Here is a 24,801-nt window from a genome sequence, read left to right on the forward strand (position 1 = left end):
CCCGCTACCGCCGTCTCAGCGATCGGCGCGGCGGGATGCAACCAGCCGGGCGGCGTCGGCCGAGGCCCGGCGCGCTGCCGCGAACAGGTCCTCCCCCGTGCCGAGCAGCGCAGCGAGCGTGCCGGCGAAGTGGTCGCCCGCCCCCGTGGTGTCGACGACGTCGACCTGCGGGACCCGCAGGTGTTCGATCGCGTCCTCGGTTCCGACCACGACGTCCTCCCCGCCCCGGGTGATCACCACGGTGCGCACCTGTTCGAGCAGGCGGGTCACGATCTCGTCGAAGGGGGTCCCCGCGGGAAGACCCGCGTAGTGCAGGGCTTCCTGTTCGTTGAGCACGAGCGGATCGGCGCCGGCGAGGACGTATTCGTCCAGGTCGACGACCGGGCTCGGATTGAGCACGAACCGGCGGTCGTGATCGCGCGCCCACCGGGCGGCGGCCCAGGTCACGGCGGGGAGCAGTTCGAGCTGGGTGAGCACCACCGCGGGATCGAGGGCATCGAGTGCGGCGGTCACGTCCTCGGCCTTCAGCAGTGAATTGGCCTCGGGTACGACGACGATGCGGTTCTCTCCGTCGTCGGAGACGACGATGACGGCCCGGCCGGTCGGGCCCGGTGTGGTGCGCAGATGGGATGTGTCGACGCCGGCCCTCTGCTGCACGCCGCGCAGCACGTCGGCGGCGTGATCGCTGCCCACGGCGCCGACGATGGCGGTGGGAGCCAGGCGTGCCGCACCGATGGCCTGGTTCGCGCCCTTGCCTCCCGGATAGGTGCGCAGATGCCGGCCGAGTACCGTCTCGCCCTCTTCGGGAGCACGTGCCACGACGACCGTCAGGTCGAGGTTCAGCGATCCCACGACCGCCACCACGCATCGACTCGACTCGGTCACGGGGTCGAGCCTACGGCCGATCGACCCGCGGCGGCCGACCTACGATCGCTGCCCCTTCGTGTCCGGTTCCAGTTCGGGACAGACGATGTGGACGACCTCGTCCGCCCACGACTCCCCCACCTCGCCGTGACGCAGGTAGGCGCCGAGATACGCGCCGACGAGCATCGAGACGGCGGTGTCGACGTCGATGTCCTTGCGGATCGCGCCCGAGTCGATCGCGGTGCGGAGCACGTCGGCGACGACCTCGCTGCGGGCGTTGATGATCTCGCGGATCGACTCGGTGAATCCGGGTTCCTGGTCGGTGAGCAGTGCGCTGACACTGCCCATGCCCACCTCGTTCGACAGTCCCCGGCGGATCAGCTCGAGGGTCCATTTGACGCGGTCGTAGACGCACAGCCCGTCGGGAACGCACGGTGAGGCGACCTGCGAGTGCAACGCCGCGTCGAGGATCTCCTCGCGGTTCGCGTAGCGCCGGTAGATCGTCGTCTTCGCGACGCCCGACAGTGCCGCGACCGCCTCGACGGTGACGCGGTTGGGTCCGTGAAGGCGCAGGATCTCGAGCGCGGCCTTCACGATGCGTGCGTCGGTCCCGGCACGCTCCTTGACGGGACGCCGCGGCGTCAGGGCCACGGACTCCGTCTCGACCTCGCCGACCATGTCTACATCCTCCTCGCGCGGGCATACACCCGCAGGATTCCCGAGTCTCCCCGAAGAGGCGACCCCGAATCAAACACTACGAAACGATACGCTACGATGAGCGTATCGTTCCAATCGTCGACGAAGGGGAACGCATGACAGATATCTACGCACCGACACCCGGGCACCTCGCCGAATCCGAAACCGTCCTCGAGAGCTACCGCACCTACGACGCCGTCGAGCGGGCCATCGACCACCTGTCCGACGAAGGTTTTCCCGTCGAGTACCTGCGGGTCGTCGGCCAGGGAGTCACCACCGTCGAACACATCGAAGGCCGCATGACCAACGGCAGGGCCGCCCTCCGCGGCGCCGCCGCAGGCGTCTGGACGGGCCTGCTCTTCGGCCTGCTCCTGGCACTGCTCCTGCCGGCGACCGGCATGGCCACCGTGATCCTCGCCGCTGTCGTCTTCGGCGCGGTATGGGGCGGATCACTCGGCTTCTTCACCCACTGGAGCACCGGGGGACGCCGCGACTTCGTCTCGAGGAAGAGCATCGAGGCCTCCCGCTACGACCTCATGGTCGATTCCGAGTTCGTCGATCAGGCGCGCGAGAAACTCGCACTGCGCTGACCGACCGTTGTTTCTCCGATTCGAGAACCTCTTCGCCCACGCCGACCCGGCGTGGGCGAAGTCGTTTCCCGAGGAAATAATCACGCAAAAAGGATATTCCGCCCGAATCTCCGCATTCTCCCGATGCGGATAATCCGTGTTTGCCCGGTCATTTCTTTCCACTGATGGCATGATTCGAGTTATGGCCGGATCGTCGAATACTCCCCCGAAGCCCGCTGTGGGCTCGAAGGTCGTCGTACGCGCGGGTGTCGCGGGAGACAAGGCATGCCCCGGCACGATCGTCGAGGACTTCGGTCCTGCACAGGAAGCCGTGGGCGACAAGCTGGGTCGCGACTGGGCGCCCGTACGCCGCTGGGCCGTGGCGCTCGACGACGGACGGCTGATATTCGTCGATATGGACGCATTCGAATCCTCGAAGTCCTGATATCCGCTCCATTTCGTCACTTCCGTATTCACACGCCCCTGCAGTGACATGCGAGGGGTGAACCACCGGGTGAACTGCACCGGATCCGTTAACGCTCCGTGCGCCCGAACCGTTCTCCGGATATGACATGGATCGGTTGGCCGCTGCTCGGATGGTTCACGGCATCCCCGGTGGTCGCCCTCGTATTCGGCCGCGTCGCCGCGGCCCGCGACCTCCACGAGGCGCCGCGCACGATCGCGCCGGTGATCGACCTGTCGCAATGCAGGGCGAACCGCACTCCGCCCGAGCGCCGACACCTCCCGTGAAGCGATGGCCGAAAGCCCCTCCCGCAGCAGCATCTTCCAGGTGTATGTTGGCGTTCCAGAATCGAAGGTTCGCCTTACCTGAGTAGGTGCGTTCATGACGCTGCTCGCCGCCGATGCGCCCTCCGTCGCCACCCAGCTGGCCGGCTCCGGCCTGATCGGCCTGCGCGAAGGTCTCGAAGCCGGCATCGTCGTGACCATCCTCGTCGCCTTCCTCGTCCGGGCGGAGCGCCGCGACGCACTCAAATGGGTGTGGTGCGGTGTCGGGGGCGCAATCGCGATGGTGGCCGCGACGTTCCTGATCATCCATCTCGGTACCAGCACCCTCGACGGTCTCGCCGCGGAGATCGCCGCCGGAATCGCCTCCCTCGTAGCGGTCGTCATCGTCACCGTGATGGTGCTGTGGATGCGTACGGCTGCTCGCTCGATCTCCGGCGAACTGCGGTCCGGGATGGAGAAGGCCCTGATCGTGGGGCCCTCCGCCGTCCTGTCCCTCGCGTTCTTCGCCGTCGGCCGGGAGGGCCTCGAGACGGCACTGCTCATGGTCGGATACGCCGAGAACACCGCAGGGAGCCCGTGGCCACTCGTCGGCCTGTTGCTCGGCATCGCACTCGCCGTCGTGCTGTCCGTCCTGCTCTACGTCGGTGCGGTCCGGATCGACATGGCGAAGTTCTTCAAGCTCACCGGGATCTGTCTGGTGGTCGTGGCTGCGGGAATTCTCGGATACGGGGTGCGGGCCCTGCAGATCGGCGGTGTACTACCGGGCGCCACGGCGACCCTCTTCGATGTCTCCGATCACTACGATTCCGGCAGTTGGTACGGCACGGTTCTCGGCGGCATCCTCAACCTGCGCCCGGATCCGACGGTCCTCCAGTTCGCCGTCTGGCTCACCTATCTGGTGGTCGTCCTGTTCCTCTTCCTCCGGCCCGTCCCCGCCGACCGGCATGCGCGATCGGTGCAGCAACCCGCCGCCACGTGATCCCGCCCCGACCTCACGATCCCGCCTTCGAAAGGTTCCGTAGATGCGCCGAACCACCTGCTTCCTCGCTACGGCCGCCGTCCTTCCGTTCGCCCTTGCGGGGTGCACCGAGAAGGCGACCTCCGACACGGACGCCGTGTCGGTCACCGCGACGGACTCGTCCTGCGAGGTATCCGCCGCCGAGGGGGTCACGGGGCATTCGACGTTCGCCGTCACCAACAACGGTTCGAAGGTCACCGAGTTCTACGTCTTCGCGGCCGGTGACCGGGCACTGGGCGAAGTGGAGAACATCGGTCCGGGGTTGACCCGGCAACTCATCGTGAACATCCCCGAACCCGGCGACTACGAATTGTCGTGCCGGCCGGGCATGGTGGGCGACGGTATTCGCCGACCGTTCACCGTGACCGGCGACTCGCAGGCGGCGACGGACGCCGACGGGAAACTCGCGGAGGCAGCGGACGGCTACCGCCGCTACATCAGGAGCCAGACCGACGCGCTGGTCGTCACCACCGGTGAGTTCGTGGCAGCGGTCCGCGCGAACGACATCGCCGAGGCGAAGCGGCTGTTCCCGCTCTCCCGCACCTACTTCGAACGGATCGAACCCGAGGCCGAGAGCTTCGGCGACCTGGATCCGCGCCTGGACCTGCGTGAGGCCGACCTCGAGCCGGGGCAGGAATGGACGGGCTTCCACCGTCTCGAGAAGGACCTGTGGGTGACCGGTCCGCAACCCGACACCGGCGCGATCTCCGACCGGCTCGTCGCCGACGTCGCCGAGCTGGCAGGTCTGGTGAACGCGGAGGACTACGTCATCGACCCGACCCGCATCGCGGGCGACGCGCAGGGGCTGCTCGACGAGATCTCCACGTCGAAGATCACCGGTGAGGAGGACATCTTCTCGCACACCGATCTGTACGACTTCCAGGCGAACGTCGACGGTTCGCAGGCCGCGGTCGCGGCACTGCGTCCGATCCTCGACGAACAGGACCCGGCGCTTGGTGCTGCCATCGACGCCCGGTTCGCGGACCTCGACGCAGCGCTGGCCCGGTATCGAGAGGGTGAAGGCTTCGTCTCGTACGACACCGTCCCCGAACCGGAGCGCCAGGAACTGTCGCGACTGATCGATGCCTTGTCCGCCGAGGTCAGCAAGGTGCAAGGGGTTGTGGCGGAAGCCGCAGGACTATGACCCGACCGGACTCCCCCTCAGGCATCTCGCGACGTCGGTTGCTCGGCACCGCGGGTGCGGGGGTGGTTCTCGCCGGTACCGGGGCAGTGGTCGGTCGTGTCACCGCGCCCTCCTCCGAGGACGCCGCCGCCGACGCCGTGGTCCCGTTCCGCGGCGAACATCAGGCCGGGATCATCACTCCCGCGCAGGATCGCATGCACTTCGTCACCTTCGATGTGACCACCCGCGACCGCAACGAGCTGATCGCGTTGCTGACGACGTGGACCGCGATGGCCGAACGCATGACTGCCGGCCTCGAAGCCACCGAGAACGGCGCGACCGGCGACGGCGGATACCGACCGCCGAGCGACACCGGTGAAGCACTGGACCTTGCGGCCTCCCGGTTGACCCTCACCATCGGTTTCGGACCGTCGTTGTTCGACGACCGCTTCGGCCTCGCCGACCTCAGGCCCGCCGCGCTGGTGGATCTGCCGCACTTTCCCGCCGACAACCTCGATCCGGCGCGCAGCGGTGGCGACATCGCCATCCAGGCCTGCGCCGACGATCCGCAGGTCGCGGTCCACGCGATCCGCAACCTCGCGCGGGTCGCCTTCGGCACGGCATCGGTGCGCTGGTCGCAACTGGGATTCGGTCGCACCTCCTCGACTTCGACGTCACAGACCACACCCCGCAACCTGTTCGGATTCAAGGACGGCACCAACAACCTCAAGGCGGAGGATCCCCAGGCGCTCACCGAGTCGGTGTGGGTGGCATCCGGCGACGACCGGCCGTGGCTCGCAGGCGGCACCTATCTGGTGGCACGGCGCATCCGCATGCTCATCGAACAGTGGGACCGCACGGTGCTGAACGAACAGGAAGCGGTCATCGGACGCGACAAGCGGGAAGGTGCGCCGCTCGGCAGGACGAACGAATTCGACGAACTCGATCTCGAGTCGAGCGGCCCGGACGGCCCGTTCGTTCCCACCACCGCCCACGTGCGGCTCGCGTCCGCTCAGCATCTCGGTGGCATCCGGATCCTGCGGCGCGGCTACAACTTCACCGACGGATCCGACGGGTTCGGCCATCTCGACGCCGGACTGTTCTTCATCGCCTTCTGCCGCAACCCGCTCGAACAGTTCGTACCGATGCAGCTCGAACTCGCCCGGCACGACGGCCTCAACGAGTACATCCAGCACGTCGGATCGGCTGTGTTCGCGTGCCCGCCCGGAACAGTGGGGGAAGACTATTGGGGTCGGTCGCTGTTCGAGGCCTGACATCTCCGGATCGACAACCGGACACAGCCCGTGAGCGGAGGAACTCATGTACGACGACCTGCCTGTTCCTCCTGCTCCCCCTGTTCTGCGCAACGGTGCCGGGAATGCGGCACTGATCGCAGGGATCGTCGCCCTCGTCTTCGCATTCGTCCCCGTCATCGGAGACTTCGTCGCGATCCCTGTCGGGCTGGTCGCGGTGGTGTGCGGATGGATCGGTCTCGAACGTGCCGACAAGGGCACGGCCACGAATCACCGTGAGGCCCTGTCCGGTGCCTGTCTGGGCGCTGCGGCACTGTTCGCCGTGTTCGTGGTCTTCGCAGCGGTTCACAGCAGCGCCGGATGAAACAGGCCCGCACGCTGCATGCGACGGGCCCTACCGGAGCCCCCTGTCAGGATTGAACTGACGACCGCTCGCTTACAAGGCGAGTGCTCTACCACTGAGCTAAGGAGGCACAGAACTCGACGGTCGCGGACGACGCGTGAGCGACGCCATCATATAGCGCGTCACACTCCCGGCGCGCACCCACCCGCCTTCGTTACGGTGGATTGCATGCCCACCCTCCCCGTTTCCCCCAGCCGTACCGGAGGCCGCGGACGGTGAGCCGCTTCGACGAATTCCTCGATCGACTTCTCGGTACCCGCCGCGCGACCATCGACGCGGTCACCGAGGCTCCGGCGCCCCTGCAGCCGATCGATCTGACCGACGATGCGGTGGTTGCCGAGGCCCTCGACGTCGCCGTGCGTGTCGGTGAGGTCCTGCTCGCCTCGGGCACCGGTGCGATCGACACCGCCGAGCAGGTGCGGTTCGTCGCCGCCACCTACGGCCTGGCCCAGTGCGACGTCGACGTCACCTACAACTCGATCGTGCTGTCGGCCTATCGCGGACCGACGATGCCGCCGTCGAGCACGATGCGGGTGGTGCACTACCGCTCGATGGACTTCACGCGACTCGCGGCCGTCGACCGTCTGACCCGACGCATCCGCCGCGACGCGATCTCCCCGGCGCAGGCGCACGAGGAACTGCTCGCCATCACCACCAAGGCGCATCCGTACAACCGCTGGGTGGCGACGGTCGCGTGGTCGGCGATGGCCGCCTCGATCTCCGTGCTCCTCGGCGGCGACGCGCTGGTCGCGCTCGTCGCCTTCGGTTCGACGTTCGTGATCGACCGCGTCAACCGCAAACTCAACGCGGCCGGGTTGCCGTTCTTCTTCCAGCATCTGGTGGGCGGCATCGTCGCGACGGCCCCGGCGATCACGCTGTACGGGATACGGGAGACCATCGGGATCGAAGTGTCGCCGGGACTGATCATCGCGGCCGGCGTGACGGTGCTGCTGTCCGGTCTGTCGCTCGTGGGTTCGGTGCAGGACGCCATCACCGGTGCCCCCATCACGGCGTCGGCGCGTTTCTTCGAAGTGCTGATGATGACGGGCGGCATCATCGCGGGCGTCGCGACGACCCTGCGGGTCGCGTCGGTGTTCGGCGCCGAACTCCCCCTCATCAGTTACGAGGCACTCCCCGACCTCACACAGCTGCCGACGAAGATCCTCGCCGGTGCCGCGGCGGCGTTGTTCTACGCCCTCGCCTGCTACGCCGAACGTCGGGCCCTCACGGTCGCCGCGCTCGCCGGCGCCACCGGCAGCCTCGGCTACCAGCTCGCGCTCGGGTTGTCGCTCGGCCCGATCATCTCGTCGGCGCTGGCCGCGACCGTCATCGGTTTCGCCGGTGGTCTGATGGCCCGCCGCGCGCTCACGCCGCCGCTGGTCGTCGCGGTCGCCGGCATCACGCCGCTGCTGCCCGGTCTCGCCCTCTATCGCGGCCTGTACGCGATGCTCCGGAATCAGATGGCCACCGGCATGACGGCGCTGTTCTCGGCGTTCGGCATCGGTTGTGCGCTCGCCGCGGGTGTCACGCTCGGTGAGTGGCTGGCCCGCCGCACCCGCAATCCGCGCGGTGTCCTGCGCGTCGGCGCGTTGCGTCGGCCGCAGCTGCGGCGGATCCCCCGGATCCGGCTCGACAAGAACCGCCCGGTGTGGCGCCCGGCGCCCGGACCCGCCACCGGTCCCATCCCGATGGGATCGCTGCACACCGGGCCGATACCCACAGCGCACACCGGCCCGATACCCACAGCTCCCGGGACGGGCCCCATCGCGACGGGACCGATCGCGACGGGACCGATACCCACGGGCCCGATCGCGTCCGGTCCGCTGGCCACGGGCCCGATCCCCGTCGATTCACACGGGTCGTCGAGCAGGGAGTCGGGATCGTCCGTACAGACGACGAGAGCCACGCTGCGCTTTCGGCGCGGGCGTGACTCTCGGCGGATCTGACGGAAGCGTTCAGCTGCCCTGGCGGGCCTTCTCGTCGGCTTCCATTGCGTCGCGAAGGCTCTTCGGACGCATATCGGTCCAATTCTGCTCGACGTACTCGACGCAAGCGGCGCGCGACTCTTCGCCGAATACCACCCGCCACCCCTGCGGAACCTCGGCGAAGGTCGGCCACAGCGAGTACTGCTCCTCATCGTTGATGAGGACGTAGAAGCGGCCGTCTTCGTCGTCAAATGGATTCGTGCTCATCTCGCCTCACTTGTTGCGTAGGTGTGATGGTCCGATATCCTACCAAGCTCGTCGATTCCTCCCCCGGCTCCGGGCAGACGGAGCTCTCGGCGTTCGACGATCGAGGTGAGGATCTCACCCGCGCGGATCGCTGCGTTGGACAGCAACGACGCGGTCAGACCGTGTGTCTTCTCGGTTCCGCCCTGCAGGTAGACGTCGGCCGTGACGTTCTCGGGCAGCGGCAGACGGTAGTCGCGGGCGACGGACAGGACGGGCGTCTCGGGCGCGAGATCGCCCAGCAGCGGCGCGAGGGGCGCGGGCTCGAAGCCGGTCGCGAGGACCACCGCGTCGCACTCGAGGGTCTCGGTGGCGCCTTCGAGATTGTCGCGGATCTCGACGGTGACTCCCGCGTCGCTCTCGAGCGCCGACACGACCTCCGAGGCACGCCGCATGAACAGGCGGCGACGACCGCTCACCCGTTCGCGGTACTCGGTCGCGTAGAGCGCCTCGATGAGTTCGGGCGAGACGACCGAGTAGTTGGTGCTGCGGTGCAGGGCGAGCAGCCGCTCACGCTCGGACAGCGGGGCCGCGTGCAGCTCGTCGACGACCTGCGGGTCGAAGATGCGGTTCGCGTACGGGCTGTCGTCGGCGGGGCTGTACCCGAAGCGGTTGAAGACGTTGTGGACCTCGGCCTGCGGGTAGTGCGTGTGCAGGTACTGCACGACCTCGGCAGCGCTCTGCCCTGCGCCGACCACCACGAAGCGCTGGTGCTGCGGCTCCGGCATGTCCTCGATGTGGAAGAGGAAGTGGTGGTTGTGGAAGCAGCGGGCAGACGCGACCGCCCACTTCGGGAGCCGGGCACGCAGTCCGACTCCGACCACGACGCTGTGCGCGTATACGACGGCGCCGTCGGCGGTCCGCACCGCGAACAGGTCGGCGACCCCGTTGTGGTTGCGCACGGTCTCGACCGAGACGACCTCGGTTCCGTAGCGGACGTCGGCGTCGACGCGCGTGGCCGCCCACTGCAGGTAGTCCTGGAACTCGTGACGCGTGGGGAAGAACGTCTGGTGGTTGACGAAGTCCACGAGACGGCCACGGTCGTGCAGGTAGGAGAAGAAGCTGTACGAGCTCGTGGGGTTACGGAAGGTGACCAGATCCTTGGGGAACGCGATCTGCATCGTGGCGCCCTCGAGCAGCATGCCCGGGTGCCAGGCGAAGGCCGACTGACGTTCGAAGAATCGTGCCCGGATCGCCGAGGAGGGGTTGTCGGTGTTGTGCTCCTCGACAGCGATCGCGAGCGCCAGGTTCGAGGGGCCGAAACCGATACCGACGAGGTCGAAGACGTCTCCTTGCGAGTTGCCCTCCGACCTCCCCGCGTCATCGGCGACAAGGCTGGAACGGTCGGTCATCACTCAACTTCCGTACTAGGGGGCCGGAGGGGCCCATGATCGGTTCGTACGAGACTCGAAGGTAGCCCAGGCTAACCTTTGTTCGGTGAGCGTACCAGTGCCCGACGGTCCGCGGGACGTCCCGATCTCCCGGATCACAGGGACCTTCGTCGCATTTCGCAGACGACGGGCGCGGTGGATCGTGACCGATTCCACCGCGCCCGCCTGCCGATTTCCCCTGCGAGGGGACTCCCCTACGAAGCCAGGAAATCCACCAGGATCTTGTTGACCGCCTCCGGCCGCTCGAGATAGCCGTAGTGCCCGGCGTCCGGGATCTCCTCGTAGCGCGCACCCGGAATGGCGTCCGCGACCTCGCGCGACAGATAGGCCGGGATCATCCGGTCGTCGGCGAACCCGACGGCCAGGCACGGCACGGTGATGCTCCGGTAGGCCGCGCGCCGATCGAACTCCCGGTCCATGCCGAGCTGCACGCGCACGCCCGCCGACACCTTTCCGCCGCTGAACTCGAAGACGTCCAGCCAGTCGCGGGCGGTGTGCTCGTCGGCCAGCGAGGCCGGCGACAGATTCATCACCGCCGTGACGGCGGCCTGGTACTTCGGCGGCAGTTCGACTCCGCTGTCGTAGAGCTGCCGCTCCCCCTCGGTGAGCGTCAGCTGGAACTGGTCCATGCGGGCGTGGCCGGCCAGGAAGACGGCCTTGCGGACGAGGTCGGGACGGGCGAGCGCCAACTCCTGCGCGACACGCGCACCCATCGACGTACCGATCACGTAGGCGGGACCGCCGAGCAGTTCGATCAGGCCGGCAGTGTCCTTCACCAGGTCGTCGATGGTCATGCCGCCGAGGCTCTCGCCCGACGGTGCGATGCCGCGGTTGTCGAAGGTGGCGACCCGGTAGCCGGCCTTCACGAGCGCGGGCACCTGGTGCAGATCCCACACGCGCCCCGGACTACCCGTTCCCATGATGAGGACGACGAGATCGCCCGTTCCCTTGACCTGGTAGTTCAGCGGGATGCCGTTCACGGTGGCAATGGGCATGAATACCTTCCTCGACGAGAGCGCGGTTGTGCGCCGCGGGTCGGCGCCGTGACGTCGCGCACCGGAAACACACACGGTGTACCTACAGCACGACCGTCCTACGGTACCGCGACGTAGACGTGCAGGACCGTGCCAGGACCGACCTCGGAAGGCGGGTGGCGGCGAGCTGTCCGATTCTCCTAGAGTCGAAGGACGATGCGTGCTCGCACAGAGCAGCGACCCCGGGAGGACATCATGGCCGCGGACCCGACCACCGCGAACGACATCGCCGACGAGGATCTCGAACCCGTCGCCGACGAAACCGCACGACAGGCGCAGCGAGTCGTCGCCGCCTACGCAGAGAATGCGGACGAGTGCCGCATGCTGCTGTCGATGCTCGGCATCGGTCCCAGCGACAAGCACTGACGAGCACGACACCCACCACGGTGCCGGTGACGGCACCCACCCTGCCGGGCCGGCGACGGCACCGGCCCCGAAAGAGGACCACAACGTGACAGCAGGCGAAGCGGACGCAGCGGGGAACCACGACTCGCACGCCGGGTCGGACTTCGTGGTCGTCGCCAATCGCCTGCCGGTCGACCTCGAACGGCTTCCCGACGGCACCACCCGCTGGAAGCGCAGTCCGGGCGGCCTCGTCACCGCGCTCGAGCCGATCCTGCGTTCGAACAACGGCGCCTGGGTCGGCTGGGCCGGTGTGGCCGACGCCGAGTCCGGCGTCATCGTCGAGGACGGTCTGACCCTGCACTCGGTGCGGTTGAGCACCGAGGACATCGCCGACTACTACGAGGGGTTCTCCAACGCCACGCTGTGGCCGCTCTACCACGACGTGATCGTGCGCCCGGAGTATCGGCGCGAATGGTGGAACTCCTACGTCGAGATCAACCGCCGCTTCGCGGAGGAGACCGCGAAGGCCGCTGCGGAGGGCGCGACCGTCTGGATCCAGGACTACCAGCTGCAGCTGGTGCCGAAGATGCTGCGGATGCTCCGCCCCGATCTGACGATCGGCTTCTTCCTGCACATCCCGTTCCCGCCGATCGAGCTGTTCATGCAGCTGCCGTGGCGCACCGAGATCGTCGAGGGCCTCCTCGGCGCCGATCTCATCGGCTTCCACCTCCCCGGTGGTGCCCAGAACTTCCTGTATCTCGCCCGACGTCTGGCAGGGGCCCAGACCTCCCGCGGCAACATCGGTATCCGGTCGAAGCTCGGCGTGGTCCAGGTCGGCTTCCGCTCGGTGCGCGTCGGTGCCTTCCCCATCTCCATCGAATCGGGCCGGCTCGACCAGCAGTCGCGCAGCAAGGCGATCCGCGATCGTGCCAAGGCGTTGCGCAAGGAACTCGGCAACCCGAAGAAGATCCTGCTCGGCGTCGACCGGCTCGACTACACCAAGGGCATCGACGTGCGGCTCGATGCGGTGCACGAACTCCTCGCCGAAGGTCGCATGGACCCGAAGGACACCGTGATGGTGCAGCTCGCGACCCCGAGCCGGGAGCGCGTCGATTCCTACGTCCACATGCGCGGCGAGATCGAGCGGACGGTCAGCCGCATCAACGGCGAGTACGCCGAGGTGGGGCGTCCGGTGGTGCACTACATCCACCGGCCGGTCCCCCGCGACGAGCTCATCGCGTTCTTCGTCGCGGCCGACGTCATGCTCGTGACCCCCTTGCGCGACGGTATGAATCTCGTCGCCAAGGAGTACATCGCGTGCCGCAGCGATCTCGGCGGCGCGTTGGTGCTCAGCGAGTTCACCGGTGCCGCAGCCGAACTGCGGCAGTCGTTCCAGTGCAACCCGCACGACCTCGAGGACGTCAAGGACAAGATCCAGGCCGCGATCGAGGTGCCGCGTGAGGACGGCCGCAAGAGGATGCGTGCGCTGCGCCGTCAGGTGCTCACGCACGATGTGGACCGTTGGGCCCGTTCGTTCCTCGACACTCTCGCCAACACCAATGCCGCCGGGCGCGCGCTGATCGCGCCGGGTGAGGCCGGCGAACCCGACCCCACCTGACGGCTCTCTCCTAGATCGGCGTCAGCCGGCTGACGAGCCAACGCCCGTCCTGCTTTTCGAGTTCGACGCGCACGCGACTGCCGCTGCTCACCGCTTCGGGGTTCTCCGAACTCGTCGTGATCTGGTTGAGGAACAGCAGGGTCACGGCGCTGTCGGCGTCGGCGGAGACCACCGACGACGCCTGCACGCTCACCTGCACGCTGATCGCCTTCTCCTTGGCGCCCGGCGCGATGATGTTCTTCATCAGATTCGTGTACTCGTCGCGGAAGTCGCCGGTGAGGCCCTCCGCGGCGGCCTCGGTCTGCGCATCGACCTGATCGTGGGTGTAGGCGAGCATCGCGACCGCCTGTTCCTCCGCAGCGACCCGCGCGTCGGTCCGCGCCGTCTCGGCGGCGGACTGCTGGACGGTGCCGTAGGCGAGCCACCCCACCAGGACCGCGAAAACCAGTGCCACGATCGACAATCCGATTGCGATGTGCGGCAGGTACGAGGCCTTCGGATCCGAAGTCGCGTCCGGGACCGAGGGGGCGGCCGAGGCCTCGGCGGCGGTGGATCCGCCCGTCTCCTCGGTCTTGTCGGCCACAGTGCCGGACACGGCTTCGTCGGTCTTGTCGAGCGTCACGCGATCGTCCTTCTCGTCGGTCACGGCACGAACTCCACCTTCGACGCCAACAATCTGCCGTTCTCGTCGCAGATCGTCACCCGCAGACGGAAGTCGCGCGCTTCGGGTTCGGTCTGGTCGGCGTTGCTCACCATCGCGCGGGAGGCGACGAGCGACGACGCGCACGTGCCGTCCTCGTTCTGGATCCCCGCCTCGAGGACCTCACCGGTGGTGTCGACACCGGCCTGCTGCACGACCTCCACGAAAGGTCCTTCGCGGCCCTCGAACTCGGCCTTGAAATCACCCGTCGCGCCTTCGAGCAGACGCGCGACGTCGGCGTCGGCGGTGTCGGCGTTGATGGTGGTCAGGTTGAGCACCGTCTGCCGCGCGGCCTGCAGGTACGCCTCCCGACGCTCGTCGCGTTCGTTCGCGGACTGCCGGTCGACGATGAGCCAGGCCCCGACCGCCACGAGTGCGATCACCAGCACGGACGCGATGATCGCGACCGGCTTGGCCCATCTCGGCTTCGTCTTCTTGTCGATCTCGTCTGCCATCAGCCCTGCTGCGCCTTCATGTAACTCTCCAAGCTCCGATCTCCACCGAGATCGGCGTGCGTGTACACGGTGCCGTCGGGACCAATGTACGTCCCGGTCTGCGGATCGATCCGTCGCGCCGCGACCCCGGCGGGAGCCGTGTCGTCTCCCCCGCCGTAGGAGGCGGGTGTGGGTGCGACGTTCTCCGAGGCCACCGGCGTGGGCGGCCCGGTCCACGGATTGTCCGAGTAGGTGGGGCTGTATCCGGTGCGGCACATGTCGGGCGTCGGTGCGCGACGGCCCGGGTACTCCATGCACGGCAGGTTCCGGGCACCGCGGATCGCGTTCGGATAGTCCTGCGGCAGTTGGCAGAAGACGTCGCCCGGGGTGTCGACCATGGACGTGTCGGCCGGGCTGCGCCACTGTTCCGGCGGCACGAAACCGGCCAGGCACGGCGGCGGGTCGTGCAGCTGCAGATGGAAGTCCACCACGGCACCGTCCTCCGGTGGGCCGTCGCCGGCCGCGGTGATCAGGGCCGTCGTCATCGGCGGGTACAGCACCAGGATCTGCTCGATGCCGGCGTTGTAGATGACGCCCACCTCGCCGACGCTCACCAGATTCGCGAGCAGCAGCGGCAGCGTCGGTTTCAGGTCCTGCAGCAACGATTCGGCTTCGGCGGCGGCACCCGGCCCGACGTCGAGCAGGGCACGAAGGTCGGGATCGCTCTCGCGCAGACGATCGGTGAAGGTCACCATGTCGCGTGTCCACGACCGGATGGCGTCGCTCGTGACCACCTGCGTGTCGAGCAGCGGACCGATCTGATCGATCAACTGCCGTGTCTCGGCGCTGTTCGCCGAGGCCTCCTGCACGAACAGGCGCGTCGAGTCGATCAGTTCCTGCAGTTCGGGTCCGGAGCCGTTGAACGCGTCGAACGCCTCGTCGACCACCGTCTGCAGTCGCGTGTCACCGATGGAGGCGAGCAGCACGTCGGCCTGGTCGAGCAGGGCACCGACCTCCTGAGGCACCGTCGTGCGGTCGATCGGGATCACGTCGCCGTCGGCCAGACGTTCGCCGCCCGAGCCGTCGGCCCGGGGCACGAGATCGACGTACTGTTCGCCGACCGCCGACACGCTGCGCACGGCCGCGTCGACGTCGGCGGGGATCTTCGCGTCGCTGTCGATGGACAACTTCGCCTCGACGCCCACCGGCGACAGCGAGACGCTCCGGACGGTGCCGACGGTGTTGCCGCGGTAGGTGACGTTCGAATGCGGGTACAGGCCGCCGGTCGACTGGAGTTCGACGACCACCTCGTACCGCCCGACCCCGAACAGGGCGGGCAGCCGCACGTACATCAGCGACATCACGACGAGTCCGAGGACCGTGAGGATCGCGAAGATCGTGAGCTGGATGCGGACGAACCGCGTGAGCATCATGGTGCGGGCACCCCCAGGGGAAGGCCGGGAATGGTGATCTCACCGATGCCGGGGATCGTCAGTTTCCCTTCGGGACCGGGCGGTGGTGGCGGTGGCGGTTCGAGCGGTGCACGGAACGGATCCGTCGCCTGCGCAGCGAGTCCCGCGTCGCGGCCGAGGATCCCCTCCGGACCCGCGAGACGTCCCGCGAGCGGCGTCCCGGACAGGAAGTTCAGGTCGAGACGTTCGAGACTGAGGTCGATCGTCATCGCGAGGTTCGCGTAGTCGCCGCGGATGATGTTGTTGATGCCCGCCTGCGGGAAGGGATAGGTGAGCAGCACACCGAGCACCTCGGTCAGGGCACTGCCCGAATCGGCCAGCGCCTTCAACGTCGGTGCGAGCCCCTCGAGATTCGCCTTCAGGTCATCGTTCGAGGTCTCCACGACCCGGCTGGCCACGGTGCTCAGCTCGCCGAGCGAACTCATCGCGGCCGTGAGGTTCGAGCGCTGATCGGCCAGGACCTCGATCGCGGGCGGCAGTTCCTCGAGAGCCCGGACGAGTGTCGCGTTCTGGTCGTTCACGGTCGCCGCCAGACGGTCCATGCCCTCCAGCGCTGCGATGATGTCGCCGCGCTGCGTGTCGAGGGTGGACACCAGTTCGTCCAGGCGCGGGAGCAGGTTCCGGATCGAGTCCTCCCGGCCGACGAGCGCAGCGTTCAACTCGGTGGTGATGTCGTTGATCTGCGCGAGTCCACCACCGTTGAGCACCACCGACAACGACGAGAGCGTCTGTTCGGTGGTCGGATACGCACCGGCGCGCTCGAGCGGGATGACGTCGCCGTCCTCGAGCCGGCCCTCCGGGGGTTCGCCGACAGGCGGGATCAGTTCGAGGTGCTGCGATCCGAGCAGACTCGTCTGCCCGATCCGGGCGAGCGAGTTGGCCGGAACGATCACGCCTTCGTCGAGCGAGACCGTCACGAGCGCGTGCCAGCCGTCGAGTTCGATCCCCGAAATCGACCCGACGGTGACGTCGTCGATCCGCACGGGCGAGTTCTGGGTCAGGGTCGTCACGTTGGGCATCTCGATCTGCACCTGATAGGCGCCTTCTCCGCGTCCGGCGGTGCCGGGCATGGGAATCGAGTTGAGCCCACCCCACTCGCACGCGGTGAGTGTCGTGCCCACCGCGACGGCGGTGACCGCGACGCCGAGGCGGCGGAACATCGATCGGCCGGTCATCGTCCTCCTCCCGGCTGCAGCAGGGAACCGAGATCCTGCGGGACCTGCAGCGACGGCAGGCCGCCGAGGATCCCGTCGAGCGGCGACGCCGCTTCCGACAGCGACGGACCGGGTGCGGTGCCGCGTCCTTCCGACGCCCCTTCGAGCCAGGGTTCGGAGTAGACGATGTCGCCGTCGAAGGCCTGCACACCGGCGAGCGGGTTGACCAGCAGCGGAAGGTAGTTGGCGTTGATGGACGACAGCACCGGTCCGAGCTGCTGGCGGCACAGTTCCTCGCTGCGTTCGGAGGTCGCGTTGGCGGCGGCCGCGACCGACCCGCACATCCACTCCACGGGGTTGGCGAGGTTGTTGATCGCGAGTGCGCCCGTGAGCGAACCCTGCGCCGGCTTGTAGATGTTGTAGAAGTTCGCGAGGGAGGTCGGGCCCGAGTGCAGCACCCGCTCGATCTCGGGTCGCTTGCGGGCGAGCACCTCGGTCGCGTCGGCGAGTCGCTGCACCGATTCGGTGAGACCGGCGCGGTTGTCCTGCACGAACCGTTGCACGTCGCCGACGGCGATGTTCAACTCGGACAACGAGACCCCGAGCTGGTCGGAGCTCTGCGCGAGCACGTCCGAGACCGACGCGAGACGACCTCCGAACTGCACGATCTGCTCGTTGCTCGACGAGAGGACCGACACGAAGGTCTGCAGGTTGCGGATCGTCGAGAACAGGTCGGTGCGCCCCTCGGAGAGCGTGCGCATGGTGTCCGACAACTCGCGCAGCGTCGCACGCACGGTCTGCCCGTTGCCCTCGAGATTGTCGGCCGCGGTGTCGATGAACCGGCCGAGGGATCCCTGCGGGTCGAGTTCCTCGGGACCGAGTGCTTCGGACAGCCGCATCAGTTCGGTCTTGATCTGGTCCCATTCGACCGGAGAGGCCGTGCGCTGCATCGGGATCGTGGTGCCGTCCTCGATCGTCGGACCACCCGAGTAGACCGGGGTGAGCTGGACGAAACGCGCCGAGACGAGGCTCTGCGCGATGACGACGGCCTTCGCGTCGGACGGGATCTCGACGCCGCTGTCGACCTGCATCGTCACGCGCACGAGGTCGTCGCGGGGTTCGATGTCGCTGATGCGTCCCACCGACACTCCGAGCACCCGCACGTCGTCGCCCTCGTACAGGCCGCTGGTGGAAGCGAATTCGGCGTGGATGGTGCGCTTGCCGAGGTCCGGCAGGACGAACACGGCGAGGGCGCCGAGCACGAGCACGACGACGGCACCGATGATCGCCGCCATCAGCCAGGGTGGGCGCCGCCGGGTCGTTGCGGCGGTATCGGTACTCATTCGCCGTCCCTCTTGATCGTCGGGGGTTCGTCCGGGATCACGTCCTGCAGATCCTCAGGGAGGAGATCGGGTGCGACCTGACTGTCCACCACGGCCTTCCACCACGGTGCCGGCAGGATGTTGGACACATAGGCGTTGAAGAACGGTCCGCTGGCGACGGATTCGCCGAGTGCGCTGATGTACGGGCCCAGACCGTCGAGTGCGCCGGCGATGTTCTCCTTGTTCGCCTGCAGGTTGGCCGTCACGAGGTTGAGCTTCTCGAGCGTCGGTGCCATCTGCGCCTGGTTGTCCTGCACGAGGCCGGTGAGCTGACGCGAGACGGACGAGATGTTCGCGATCAGTTCGGTGATGGCGTCGCGGCGCAGACTCAGCTCGCCGAACAGCGCATTCGCGTCGACGATGAGCGCGTTGACCTGGTCGCTGCGCTCGGCGAGGATGCTCGTCACGCCCTCGGCGCGTTCGAGCAGCTGGTCCAGCGATTCGTCGCGGGCGTTGATCGACTGCGACAGGCGGGTCATGCCCTCCAGGGCACCCTGGATCTCGGGTGGGGTGTTCTCGAGCGACTGCGACAACGCGTCGAGCGACTCGTTGATCCGGTCGGTGTCGAGTTCGGAAACCGACGTCGTGAGGTCGCCGAGAGCGTCGGTCAGCGAGTACGGCGAATTGGTGCGTTCGAGCGCGATCACCGAGCCCGGGCGCATCACGCCCTCGCCGCCGGGGCGCAGCGCCAAGGATTTCCGGCCGAGAACGGTGTTGGTCTTGATGTCGGCACCGGTGGTGTCGCCGAGCCCGATACCGTCGCGGATGCGGAAGGTGACCAGCACGGCCTGATCGTCGAGCCGCACGTCGGTGACGTCGCCGACGTTCACGCCGGCAAGCATGACGTCGTCGCCGGGGACGAGACCTCCGGCGTCCTGGAAACGGGCCGAGTAGCTCAGGCCACCGGAGAGGAAGTGCAGCTGGTCGTACTGCAGACCGGCGAGCACGATCGCGGCGGACACGGCCAGGCCGATGATGCCCGTCCGGATGTAGTTGGGGTCACGAGGTGCACTCATTCGACCTTCGCACACCTTCCCGTGTCGTGGTTCGCCGTGGTGTACCGGATGGTGGTGCCGTCCGGTCCGGAGAACTTGAAAGTATTGGCACAGAGGAAGAATTGGAAGAAGTTTCCGTATGCACCCACGCGGATGAGTTTCTTGTAATCGGAGGGCAGGCGTTCGAGCGTGCGGTTGATGTCGTCCTTGCCGAGGTCGAGCTGGGTCATGGTGCGGTTCGTCTCGGCGATGACCGTCTGCAGGTCGGGCCGGTTGTTCTGCAGCAGTGCGGCGAGATCCGCAGTGCCGGTAGCGATCTGCGGGATCGACGCGCCGATGGGATCACGGTCGGCGGACAGCCCGCCCACCAGGGTGTGCAGCTGTTCGATCGTGTTCTCGAACTCGCGATCGTGATCGTCGATCGTGCCGAGGACGGCGTTGAGGTTGTCGATGACGTCGCCGATCAGCTGGTCGCGGTCGGCGAGGGAGTTGGTGAACGAGTTGGTGTTCCCCAGCAGCGACACGAGCGTGTCGCCCTGACCCTGGAAGACCTGCAAGAGTGCTCCGGAGAGGTCGTTGACCTGCTGCGCGTCGAGGCCCTGCAGCAGCGGCTTGAACCCGCCGAGGAGCAGGTCGAGGTCGAGGGCCGGTTCGGTCTGTTCGATCGGGATGCTGCCACCGGCGGGCAGGACGTCGACGCTGCCGGCGCCTTCGAGCAGTTCGAGATACCGGTCGCCGACGAGGTTCTCGTACCGCACGGTGGCGCGGGTGCCGGTGAACAGCGTGTGCTTCGCGTCCACGTCGAACTCGATCTCGGCGGTGTTGTCGCGGCCGATGTCGACCTTCTTCACGGAGCCGACCTGCACCCCGGCGATGCGGACCTTGTCGCCGGCACCGAGACCGGAGACGTCCGTGAAGGTGGCCCGGTAGTTCTCGGTGCCGGTGAACCGTGCCTGGCTGAACACGACGGCGAGCCCGGCGAAGATCAATGCCATCGTGACGGCGAAGATCAGGAACTTGACGGTGGTCGCTCTCATGGTCACCGCCCGCCTGCGAGATGGTCGCCGAACAGGTACTGGAAGATCGTCGGGTAGCGGATCCAGGCCTCCGTTGCGGGCTTGTAGGGCGTTTCACCGGTGTTCGTCACGACGAACGGTGCGTGACCGTCGCGGCGCGGGTCGAAGTTCGGCAGACCCCAGCAGTTCGGTCCGCCGCTCGCGCCGACCACGGGCAGATCCTGGGCGTCGTTGTACGGCGTGGCACCACCCATGAAGCTCGTGCTCAGGGTCAGGGCCGCGTACTCGCCGGTGCCGGCCATCGGTTCGAACGCCACCCGGGCGTCGTTGAGACCGACGATGAAGCAGGTCAGTTCGGGCGAGTACTCACCGAGCAGGCCGGTGGTGTGGCTCAGGCTGTCGAGTGCGGTGGTCAACTGTGCTTCGTTCTCCCCCAGGACGTCCCGTCCGGTGTTCGCGAGACCGGTGAGGTTCATGAGCAGCAGGTCGAGCTGCTGTTGTTCGTCGACGACGGTGTTTCCGACGTCGGTGGCGTTGCCGATCGTGGTCATGAGGTCGGGTGCCGTGTCGGCGTAGACGTCGGTGACCTGCGCGGCCGAGACGAGGTCGGCCTGCAATTGCGGCAGCGACGGATTCATCTCGGCGAGATACGCATCGGCCTCGGACAGGGCGGCGCCGAGGGCGTCGCCGCGTCCGTTGAGCGCCTCCGACAACGCGCCGAGGGTGGCGTTGAGCTTCTCGGGCTGGATCTGGGCGAGCACGTCGGACAGGTGCTCGAAGACGGTGTTGAACTCGACGGTGACGTTGTCGGCCGCGATCACGGCGCCTTCCTGCATCGGCACGGAGGACGGATCGTCGGGGACGACGATGTCGACGAACTTGGCACCGAAGACGGTGGTGGATTCGATCGCCACCCGCGCGTTCGACGGGATGAGTTGCATCTGCCCGGGTTGCATGTCGAGATGCAGGACCGCGCCGGCGGGTGTGTGCTCGATCGACGCCACGCGGCCCACCTCGACGCCGCGCATCTTCACCTTGGCGTCGGGCTCCATCACCAGACCGGAGCGGGGTGAGGTGACGGTGAGCGGGACCGTCGAGGTGAATCCACCGGCGAACATCGTCAGTGCCACCGCGACGATCGCGGCGAGGCCGCCCACGAGACCGAAGGCGGCGAGCTTCTTCTTCCACGAAGGAGTGTCCATGTCGCGCGCCCTATCCCGACAGGTTGAAGTTGCCGGTCGCGCCGTAGACGGCGAGCGAGATGAGCAGGGTGACGGTGACGACCGCGACGAGCGAGGCCCGCACCGCGTTGCCGACCGCGACACCCACACCGACGGGGCCGCCACCTGCGGTGAAACCGTAGTAGGTGTGGATGAGCATCACGGCGATCGCCATCACGATGGCCTGGACGAACGACCACAGGATGTCGGTGGGTATCAGGAAGGTCGTGAAGTAGTGGTCGTACACGCCGGCCGACTGGCCGTAGAGCACCACCGTCGCGAAACGACTGGCGACGAACGAGGCGATCACGGCGAGCGAGTACAGCGGGACGATCGCGATCATCCCGGCGAGCACGCGTGTGGACACCAGATACGGGATGGACGGGATCGCCATGGTCTCGAGCGCGTCGATCTCCTCGGAGACACGCATGGCGCCGAGCTGGGCGGTGGAGCCGGCGCCGATGGTGGCCGCCAGTCCGATACCGGCGATCGTCGGGGCCGCGATACGCACGTTGATGAAGGCCGCGAAGAAGCCGGTGAGCGCTTCGACGCCGATGTTGCCGAGGGAGCTGAAGCCCTGCACGGCGATGATGCCGCCGGTGAAGAGCGTCAGGAACCCGACGATCACGACGGTGCCACCGATGACGGCGAGTGCGCCGGTGCCCATGCTGATCTCGGCGACCAGACGGACCGTCTCCTTGGGGTAGTGCATCAGCGCCCGGGGGACCGTCGCGAGGGCGCGCCCGAAGAACAGCGCCTGCTCCCCCACCCGGTCCACCGTGGACGACGCACGTGACATGCGCCGAACCGCACGGGGGAAGCGCCAGGACATCACTGCCATGAAATCTCCGCTCCCCTCATCCCGCGGTCAGCTTGATGCCGACGGCCGTGACGAGGAGGTTGACCACGAACAGCGCCATGAACGCGAACACGACCGTCTGGTTGACGGCGTCGCCGACACTTTTCGCTCCACCTTTGACATTGAGACCGAGATAGGACGCAACCAGCCCCGCGATCATGCCGAACAGCCCCGCCTTGACCTGGGAGATCATCAGTTCTCCGAAGCCGGTGAGCAGGGTGATGCCGTTGATGAACGCGCCGGGGTTGACGTCCTGGAGGAAGACCGAGAAGGCGAACCCGCCGAGGATGCCGATCGTGCACACGAGACCGTTGAGCAGCAGGGCGACGACGGTGGACGCGAGCACCCGGGGCACGACGAGACGCTGGATCGGATCGATGCCGAGCACACGCATCGCGTCGATCTCCTCGCGGATGGTGCGCGCCGCGAGATCGGCGCAGATCGCGGTGGCACCGGCGCCGGCGACGATGAGCACGGTGACCATGGGACCGACCTGCGTCACCGCGCCGAGGGCCGCGCCCGCTCCACTGAGGTCGGCCGCGCCGATCTCCCGGAGCAGGATGTTGAGGGTGAAGCTCACCAGGACCGTGAACGGCACCGCGACGAGCACGGTGGGCACGAGCGAGACGCGGGCGACGAACCATGCCTGGTCGATGAACTCGCGCCGTTGGAAGGGGCGACGGAAGGCCGCCCGGGCGGTCTCGCCGGTCATGGCGAACAGTCCGCCGACGGCCCGTAAGGGGACCTCGAGGAGGTCTACCATCGTGTGCCCCCTTCGATCCTCACGTCGTCGGCGCGCGGCCGATCGATGGCGTGTGCTGTGACCCGGGTCATAGTAACTAGAACGTGTTCACCTGTCAAAGATCCGCCGAGGGGCATCTCGATCCATTTCCGTCCGAACGGACACACGGGCGTCGACCGACGCGCATCGACACGCTCATAAGTGGTTTTACGCTGGGGTTTCGGTGAGATTTTCGACGCCGGTTCCGAGCTCGACCGCCTCGGCACGAGAAGCCGTCACGACCCGATCGGGTCGTCGCAGGAGGGAAAAACTAGAACACGTACCAGACGAAAATGCGGGGTCCGGCGAGAGCCGGAGGAACGGCCCGAGTGGGCGTGACGCTACCGGAATCCCCGGTGTCCGTCACCCGTGGTTGCAGGATCCGGCCCGGGGGCGAAGACACGGACCCCTGCTGTCCCCGAGCGGGAACAGCAGGGGGCCGGAACTAGAGATCGAGTGCCGCCGAGGCCGAGAACGTCCGGCCCGGGTCACGATCGGCGAAGTAACCGCCGAGCTCGTCGGCGAGCGCGGCGGGGGTCCACTGCCCGGCGGCATCGAAACGCTGTTCGACGACCGGTGCGGCCATCAGGGCCACCATGGGTCCGTAGACGATGAAGACCTGCCCGTTGACGCGATCGGCCGCCGGGGAGGCGAGATAGGCGACCAGATTCGCGACGTGGTCGGGCGAGAGCGGATCGATGCCGTCGTCCGGTGCGTCGCCGAAGACCGCTTCGGTCATCGACGTGCGCGCGCGGGGGCAGATCACGTTCGCCCGGACCCCGTACCGCTCGAGACCACGAGCGGCCGAGAGGGTGAGTGCGGTGATGCCGGCCTTGGCGGCGCCGTAGTTGGGCTGCCCGGGCGGACCGAGCAGACCGGCCTCCGAGGACGTGTTGACCAGGCGCCCGTAGACCGGTCCACCCTCCTGCTTCGACCGGTCGCGCCAGTAGGCCGCGGCATTGCGGGAGAGTAGGAAGTGACCGCGCAGGTGCACGGCGACCACCGAGTCCCATTCGTCATCGGACATGTTGGGCAGCATCCGATCCCGCGTGATGCCCGCATTGTTGACGACGATGTCGAGACCGCCGAACTTGCCCTGCGCCGCGGCGAGCATCGCATCGGCCGTCTCACGCTCGGCGACGCTGCCGGGCACGAACTCCGCCTCGGCACCGAGATCGCGGATCCGCGCGAGGGTGTCCTCCACCGCGTCGTTCTCCACGAGATCGTTGACCACCACCGATGCTCCGGCCCGCGCGAGCGCGAGCGCCTCGGCACGTCCGAGACCCGCTCCGGCTCCCGTGACGACGGCGACCCGTCCTTCGAGAGACACCCGATCGTCGTTCTCCACGCCACCGTTGGCGTCCGCACTCATCCACGTACTCCTCGAGATTCGGGCCGATTGCCGGCCGTACGCCGGTACTCTCCCCACCAGGACCCGGGGGCACCGAAAATGTAGAACTTGTTATTTTTCCTGACAAGGGCCGGGGCCGGTCACCGTC

General features: G+C 67.5%; 25 protein-coding genes, 1 tRNA gene and 1 pseudogene. 10 read left to right on the top strand and 17 right to left on the bottom strand.

Annotation, left to right across the window (positions count from 1 at the left end):
• Window positions 1–15: 15 nt before the first annotated feature.
• Window positions 16–885: a ribokinase gene (locus tag B9C99_RS08180; RefSeq protein ID WP_088897522.1), complete on the bottom strand. Its 870-nt coding sequence runs from the start codon at window positions 883–885 to the stop codon at window positions 16–18.
• A 39-nt stretch (window positions 886–924) separates the two neighbouring features.
• Window positions 925–1,542: a TetR/AcrR family transcriptional regulator gene (locus tag B9C99_RS08185; protein ID WP_016694819.1), complete on the bottom strand. Its 618-nt coding sequence runs from the start codon at window positions 1,540–1,542 to the stop codon at window positions 925–927.
• Window positions 1,543–1,676: 134 nt separating this feature from the next.
• Here B9C99_RS08185 and B9C99_RS08190 point away from each other — a divergent pair, with 134 nt between their 5' ends.
• From B9C99_RS08190 to B9C99_RS08220, 7 genes are all read left to right on the top strand, one after another.
• Complete coding sequence (locus tag B9C99_RS08190) at window positions 1,677–2,150, top strand: general stress protein (protein ID WP_088897523.1); 474 nt, start codon at window positions 1,677–1,679, stop codon at window positions 2,148–2,150.
• A gap of 181 nt (window positions 2,151–2,331) precedes the next feature.
• Window positions 2,332–2,574: a hypothetical protein gene (locus B9C99_RS08195; RefSeq protein ID WP_026061175.1), complete on the top strand. Its 243-nt coding sequence runs from the start codon at window positions 2,332–2,334 to the stop codon at window positions 2,572–2,574.
• Between the two features lie 122 nt (window positions 2,575–2,696).
• Window positions 2,697–2,879 carry a hypothetical protein gene (locus B9C99_RS08200; RefSeq protein WP_088897524.1) on the top strand — a complete coding sequence of 61 codons (183 nt, stop codon included), beginning with the start codon at window positions 2,697–2,699 and terminating at the stop codon, window positions 2,877–2,879.
• Window positions 2,880–2,973: 94 nt separating this feature from the next.
• Window positions 2,974–3,855: an iron uptake transporter permease EfeU gene (gene efeU, locus B9C99_RS08205; protein ID WP_088897525.1), complete on the top strand. Its 882-nt coding sequence runs from the start codon at window positions 2,974–2,976 to the stop codon at window positions 3,853–3,855.
• Between the two features lie 43 nt (window positions 3,856–3,898).
• Window positions 3,899–5,038 (top strand): iron uptake system protein EfeO, encoded by a 1,140-nt coding sequence (gene efeO, locus B9C99_RS08210; protein ID WP_088897526.1) that lies wholly within the window; start codon window positions 3,899–3,901, stop codon window positions 5,036–5,038.
• Window positions 5,035–6,291, top strand: coding sequence for an iron uptake transporter deferrochelatase/peroxidase subunit (gene efeB, locus B9C99_RS08215; protein ID WP_088897527.1), 1,257 nt, complete (start codon window positions 5,035–5,037; stop codon window positions 6,289–6,291). The genes efeO and efeB overlap by 4 nt, the downstream gene beginning before the upstream one ends.
• Window positions 6,292–6,337: 46 nt before the next feature.
• Window positions 6,338–6,634 (top strand): hypothetical protein, encoded by a 297-nt coding sequence (locus tag B9C99_RS08220; RefSeq protein ID WP_088897528.1) that lies wholly within the window; start codon window positions 6,338–6,340, stop codon window positions 6,632–6,634.
• 37 nt (window positions 6,635–6,671) lie between these two features.
• Here B9C99_RS08220 and B9C99_RS08225 read toward each other — a convergent pair.
• A tRNA-Thr gene (locus B9C99_RS08225) sits at window positions 6,672–6,743 on the bottom strand.
• A gap of 145 nt (window positions 6,744–6,888) precedes the next feature.
• On the opposite strand from B9C99_RS08225, the pseudogene B9C99_RS08230 reads away from it, so the two are divergent.
• Window positions 6,889–8,283: pseudogene (locus B9C99_RS08230) on the top strand (threonine/serine exporter ThrE family protein); the annotation flags it as partial.
• Window positions 8,284–8,628: 345 nt separating this feature from the next.
• On the opposite strand, the gene B9C99_RS08235 reads toward B9C99_RS08230, so the two are convergent.
• The 3 genes from B9C99_RS08235 to B9C99_RS08245 all read right to left on the bottom strand — a co-directional run bounded on the left by B9C99_RS08235 (window position 8,629) and on the right by B9C99_RS08245 (window position 11,287).
• Window positions 8,629–8,865 carry an MbtH family protein gene (locus tag B9C99_RS08235; RefSeq protein ID WP_006551884.1) on the bottom strand — a complete coding sequence of 79 codons (237 nt, stop codon included), beginning with the start codon at window positions 8,863–8,865 and terminating at the stop codon, window positions 8,629–8,631.
• Complete coding sequence (locus tag B9C99_RS08240) at window positions 8,862–10,253, bottom strand: lysine N(6)-hydroxylase/L-ornithine N(5)-oxygenase family protein (RefSeq protein ID WP_088897530.1); 1,392 nt, start codon at window positions 10,251–10,253, stop codon at window positions 8,862–8,864. The genes B9C99_RS08235 and B9C99_RS08240 overlap by 4 nt, the downstream gene beginning before the upstream one ends.
• A gap of 233 nt (window positions 10,254–10,486) precedes the next feature.
• Window positions 10,487–11,287, bottom strand: a complete 801-nt coding sequence (locus tag B9C99_RS08245; protein WP_088897531.1) for an alpha/beta fold hydrolase — start codon at window positions 11,285–11,287, stop codon at window positions 10,487–10,489.
• A gap of 195 nt (window positions 11,288–11,482) precedes the next feature.
• On the opposite strand from B9C99_RS08245, the gene B9C99_RS08250 reads away from it, so the two are divergent.
• Window positions 11,483–11,692 carry a hypothetical protein gene (locus B9C99_RS08250; RefSeq protein WP_016692417.1) on the top strand — a complete coding sequence of 70 codons (210 nt, stop codon included), beginning with the start codon at window positions 11,483–11,485 and terminating at the stop codon, window positions 11,690–11,692.
• Between the two features lie 85 nt (window positions 11,693–11,777).
• On the top strand, window positions 11,778–13,289 hold the full coding sequence (locus B9C99_RS08255; protein WP_016692416.1) for a trehalose-6-phosphate synthase: 1,512 nt from the start codon (window positions 11,778–11,780) through the stop codon (window positions 13,287–13,289).
• A gap of 10 nt (window positions 13,290–13,299) precedes the next feature.
• Here the strand turns inward: B9C99_RS08255 and B9C99_RS08260 are convergent, their stop codons facing one another.
• The 11 genes from B9C99_RS08260 to B9C99_RS08310 form a co-directional block, all read right to left on the bottom strand.
• The gene (locus B9C99_RS08260) at window positions 13,300–13,935 is read right to left on the bottom strand and encodes a twin-arginine translocation pathway signal (protein WP_088897532.1); all 636 of its coding nucleotides are present in this window, start codon (window positions 13,933–13,935) and stop codon (window positions 13,300–13,302) included.
• A complete protein-coding gene (locus tag B9C99_RS08265; protein WP_016692414.1) occupies window positions 13,932–14,444 on the bottom strand; it encodes a hypothetical protein in 513 nt (170 codons plus the stop codon). Before B9C99_RS08265 ends, B9C99_RS08260 begins: the two co-directional genes overlap by 4 nt.
• Window positions 14,444–15,856, bottom strand: coding sequence for an MCE family protein (locus B9C99_RS08270; RefSeq protein ID WP_088897533.1), 1,413 nt, complete (start codon window positions 15,854–15,856; stop codon window positions 14,444–14,446). The genes B9C99_RS08265 and B9C99_RS08270 overlap by 1 nt, the downstream gene beginning before the upstream one ends.
• Window positions 15,853–17,070 carry an MCE family protein gene (locus B9C99_RS08275; RefSeq protein WP_088897534.1) on the bottom strand — a complete coding sequence of 406 codons (1,218 nt, stop codon included), beginning with the start codon at window positions 17,068–17,070 and terminating at the stop codon, window positions 15,853–15,855. The genes B9C99_RS08270 and B9C99_RS08275 overlap by 4 nt, the downstream gene beginning before the upstream one ends.
• A complete protein-coding gene (locus B9C99_RS08280) occupies window positions 17,067–18,392 on the bottom strand; it encodes an MCE family protein (protein ID WP_088897535.1) in 1,326 nt (441 codons plus the stop codon). The genes B9C99_RS08275 and B9C99_RS08280 overlap by 4 nt, the downstream gene beginning before the upstream one ends.
• Complete coding sequence (locus B9C99_RS08285) at window positions 18,389–19,447, bottom strand: MCE family protein (RefSeq protein WP_088897536.1); 1,059 nt, start codon at window positions 19,445–19,447, stop codon at window positions 18,389–18,391. Before B9C99_RS08285 ends, B9C99_RS08280 begins: the two co-directional genes overlap by 4 nt.
• Entirely contained in the window at window positions 19,444–20,463 is a 1,020-nt protein-coding gene (locus B9C99_RS08290; protein ID WP_088897537.1) for an MCE family protein, read from the bottom strand. Before B9C99_RS08290 ends, B9C99_RS08285 begins: the two co-directional genes overlap by 4 nt.
• Window positions 20,464–20,465: 2 nt before the next feature.
• The gene (locus tag B9C99_RS08295) at window positions 20,466–21,644 is read right to left on the bottom strand and encodes an MCE family protein (RefSeq protein ID WP_016692408.1); all 1,179 of its coding nucleotides are present in this window, start codon (window positions 21,642–21,644) and stop codon (window positions 20,466–20,468) included.
• Between the two features lie 10 nt (window positions 21,645–21,654).
• Window positions 21,655–22,503 (bottom strand): ABC transporter permease, encoded by an 849-nt coding sequence (locus B9C99_RS08300; RefSeq protein WP_026061170.1) that lies wholly within the window; start codon window positions 22,501–22,503, stop codon window positions 21,655–21,657.
• Between the two features lie 16 nt (window positions 22,504–22,519).
• Entirely contained in the window at window positions 22,520–23,284 is a 765-nt protein-coding gene (locus tag B9C99_RS08305; RefSeq protein WP_006551898.1) for an ABC transporter permease, read from the bottom strand.
• Between the two features lie 463 nt (window positions 23,285–23,747).
• On the bottom strand, window positions 23,748–24,674 hold the full coding sequence (locus B9C99_RS08310; RefSeq protein WP_016692406.1) for a 3-oxoacyl-ACP reductase: 927 nt from the start codon (window positions 24,672–24,674) through the stop codon (window positions 23,748–23,750).
• Window positions 24,675–24,801: the final 127 nt, after the last annotated feature.

This window comes from Rhodococcus sp. BUPNP1, assembly GCF_002215235.1.
In the GTDB taxonomy this organism is placed as follows: Bacteria; Actinomycetota; Actinomycetes; order Mycobacteriales; family Mycobacteriaceae; genus Rhodococcus.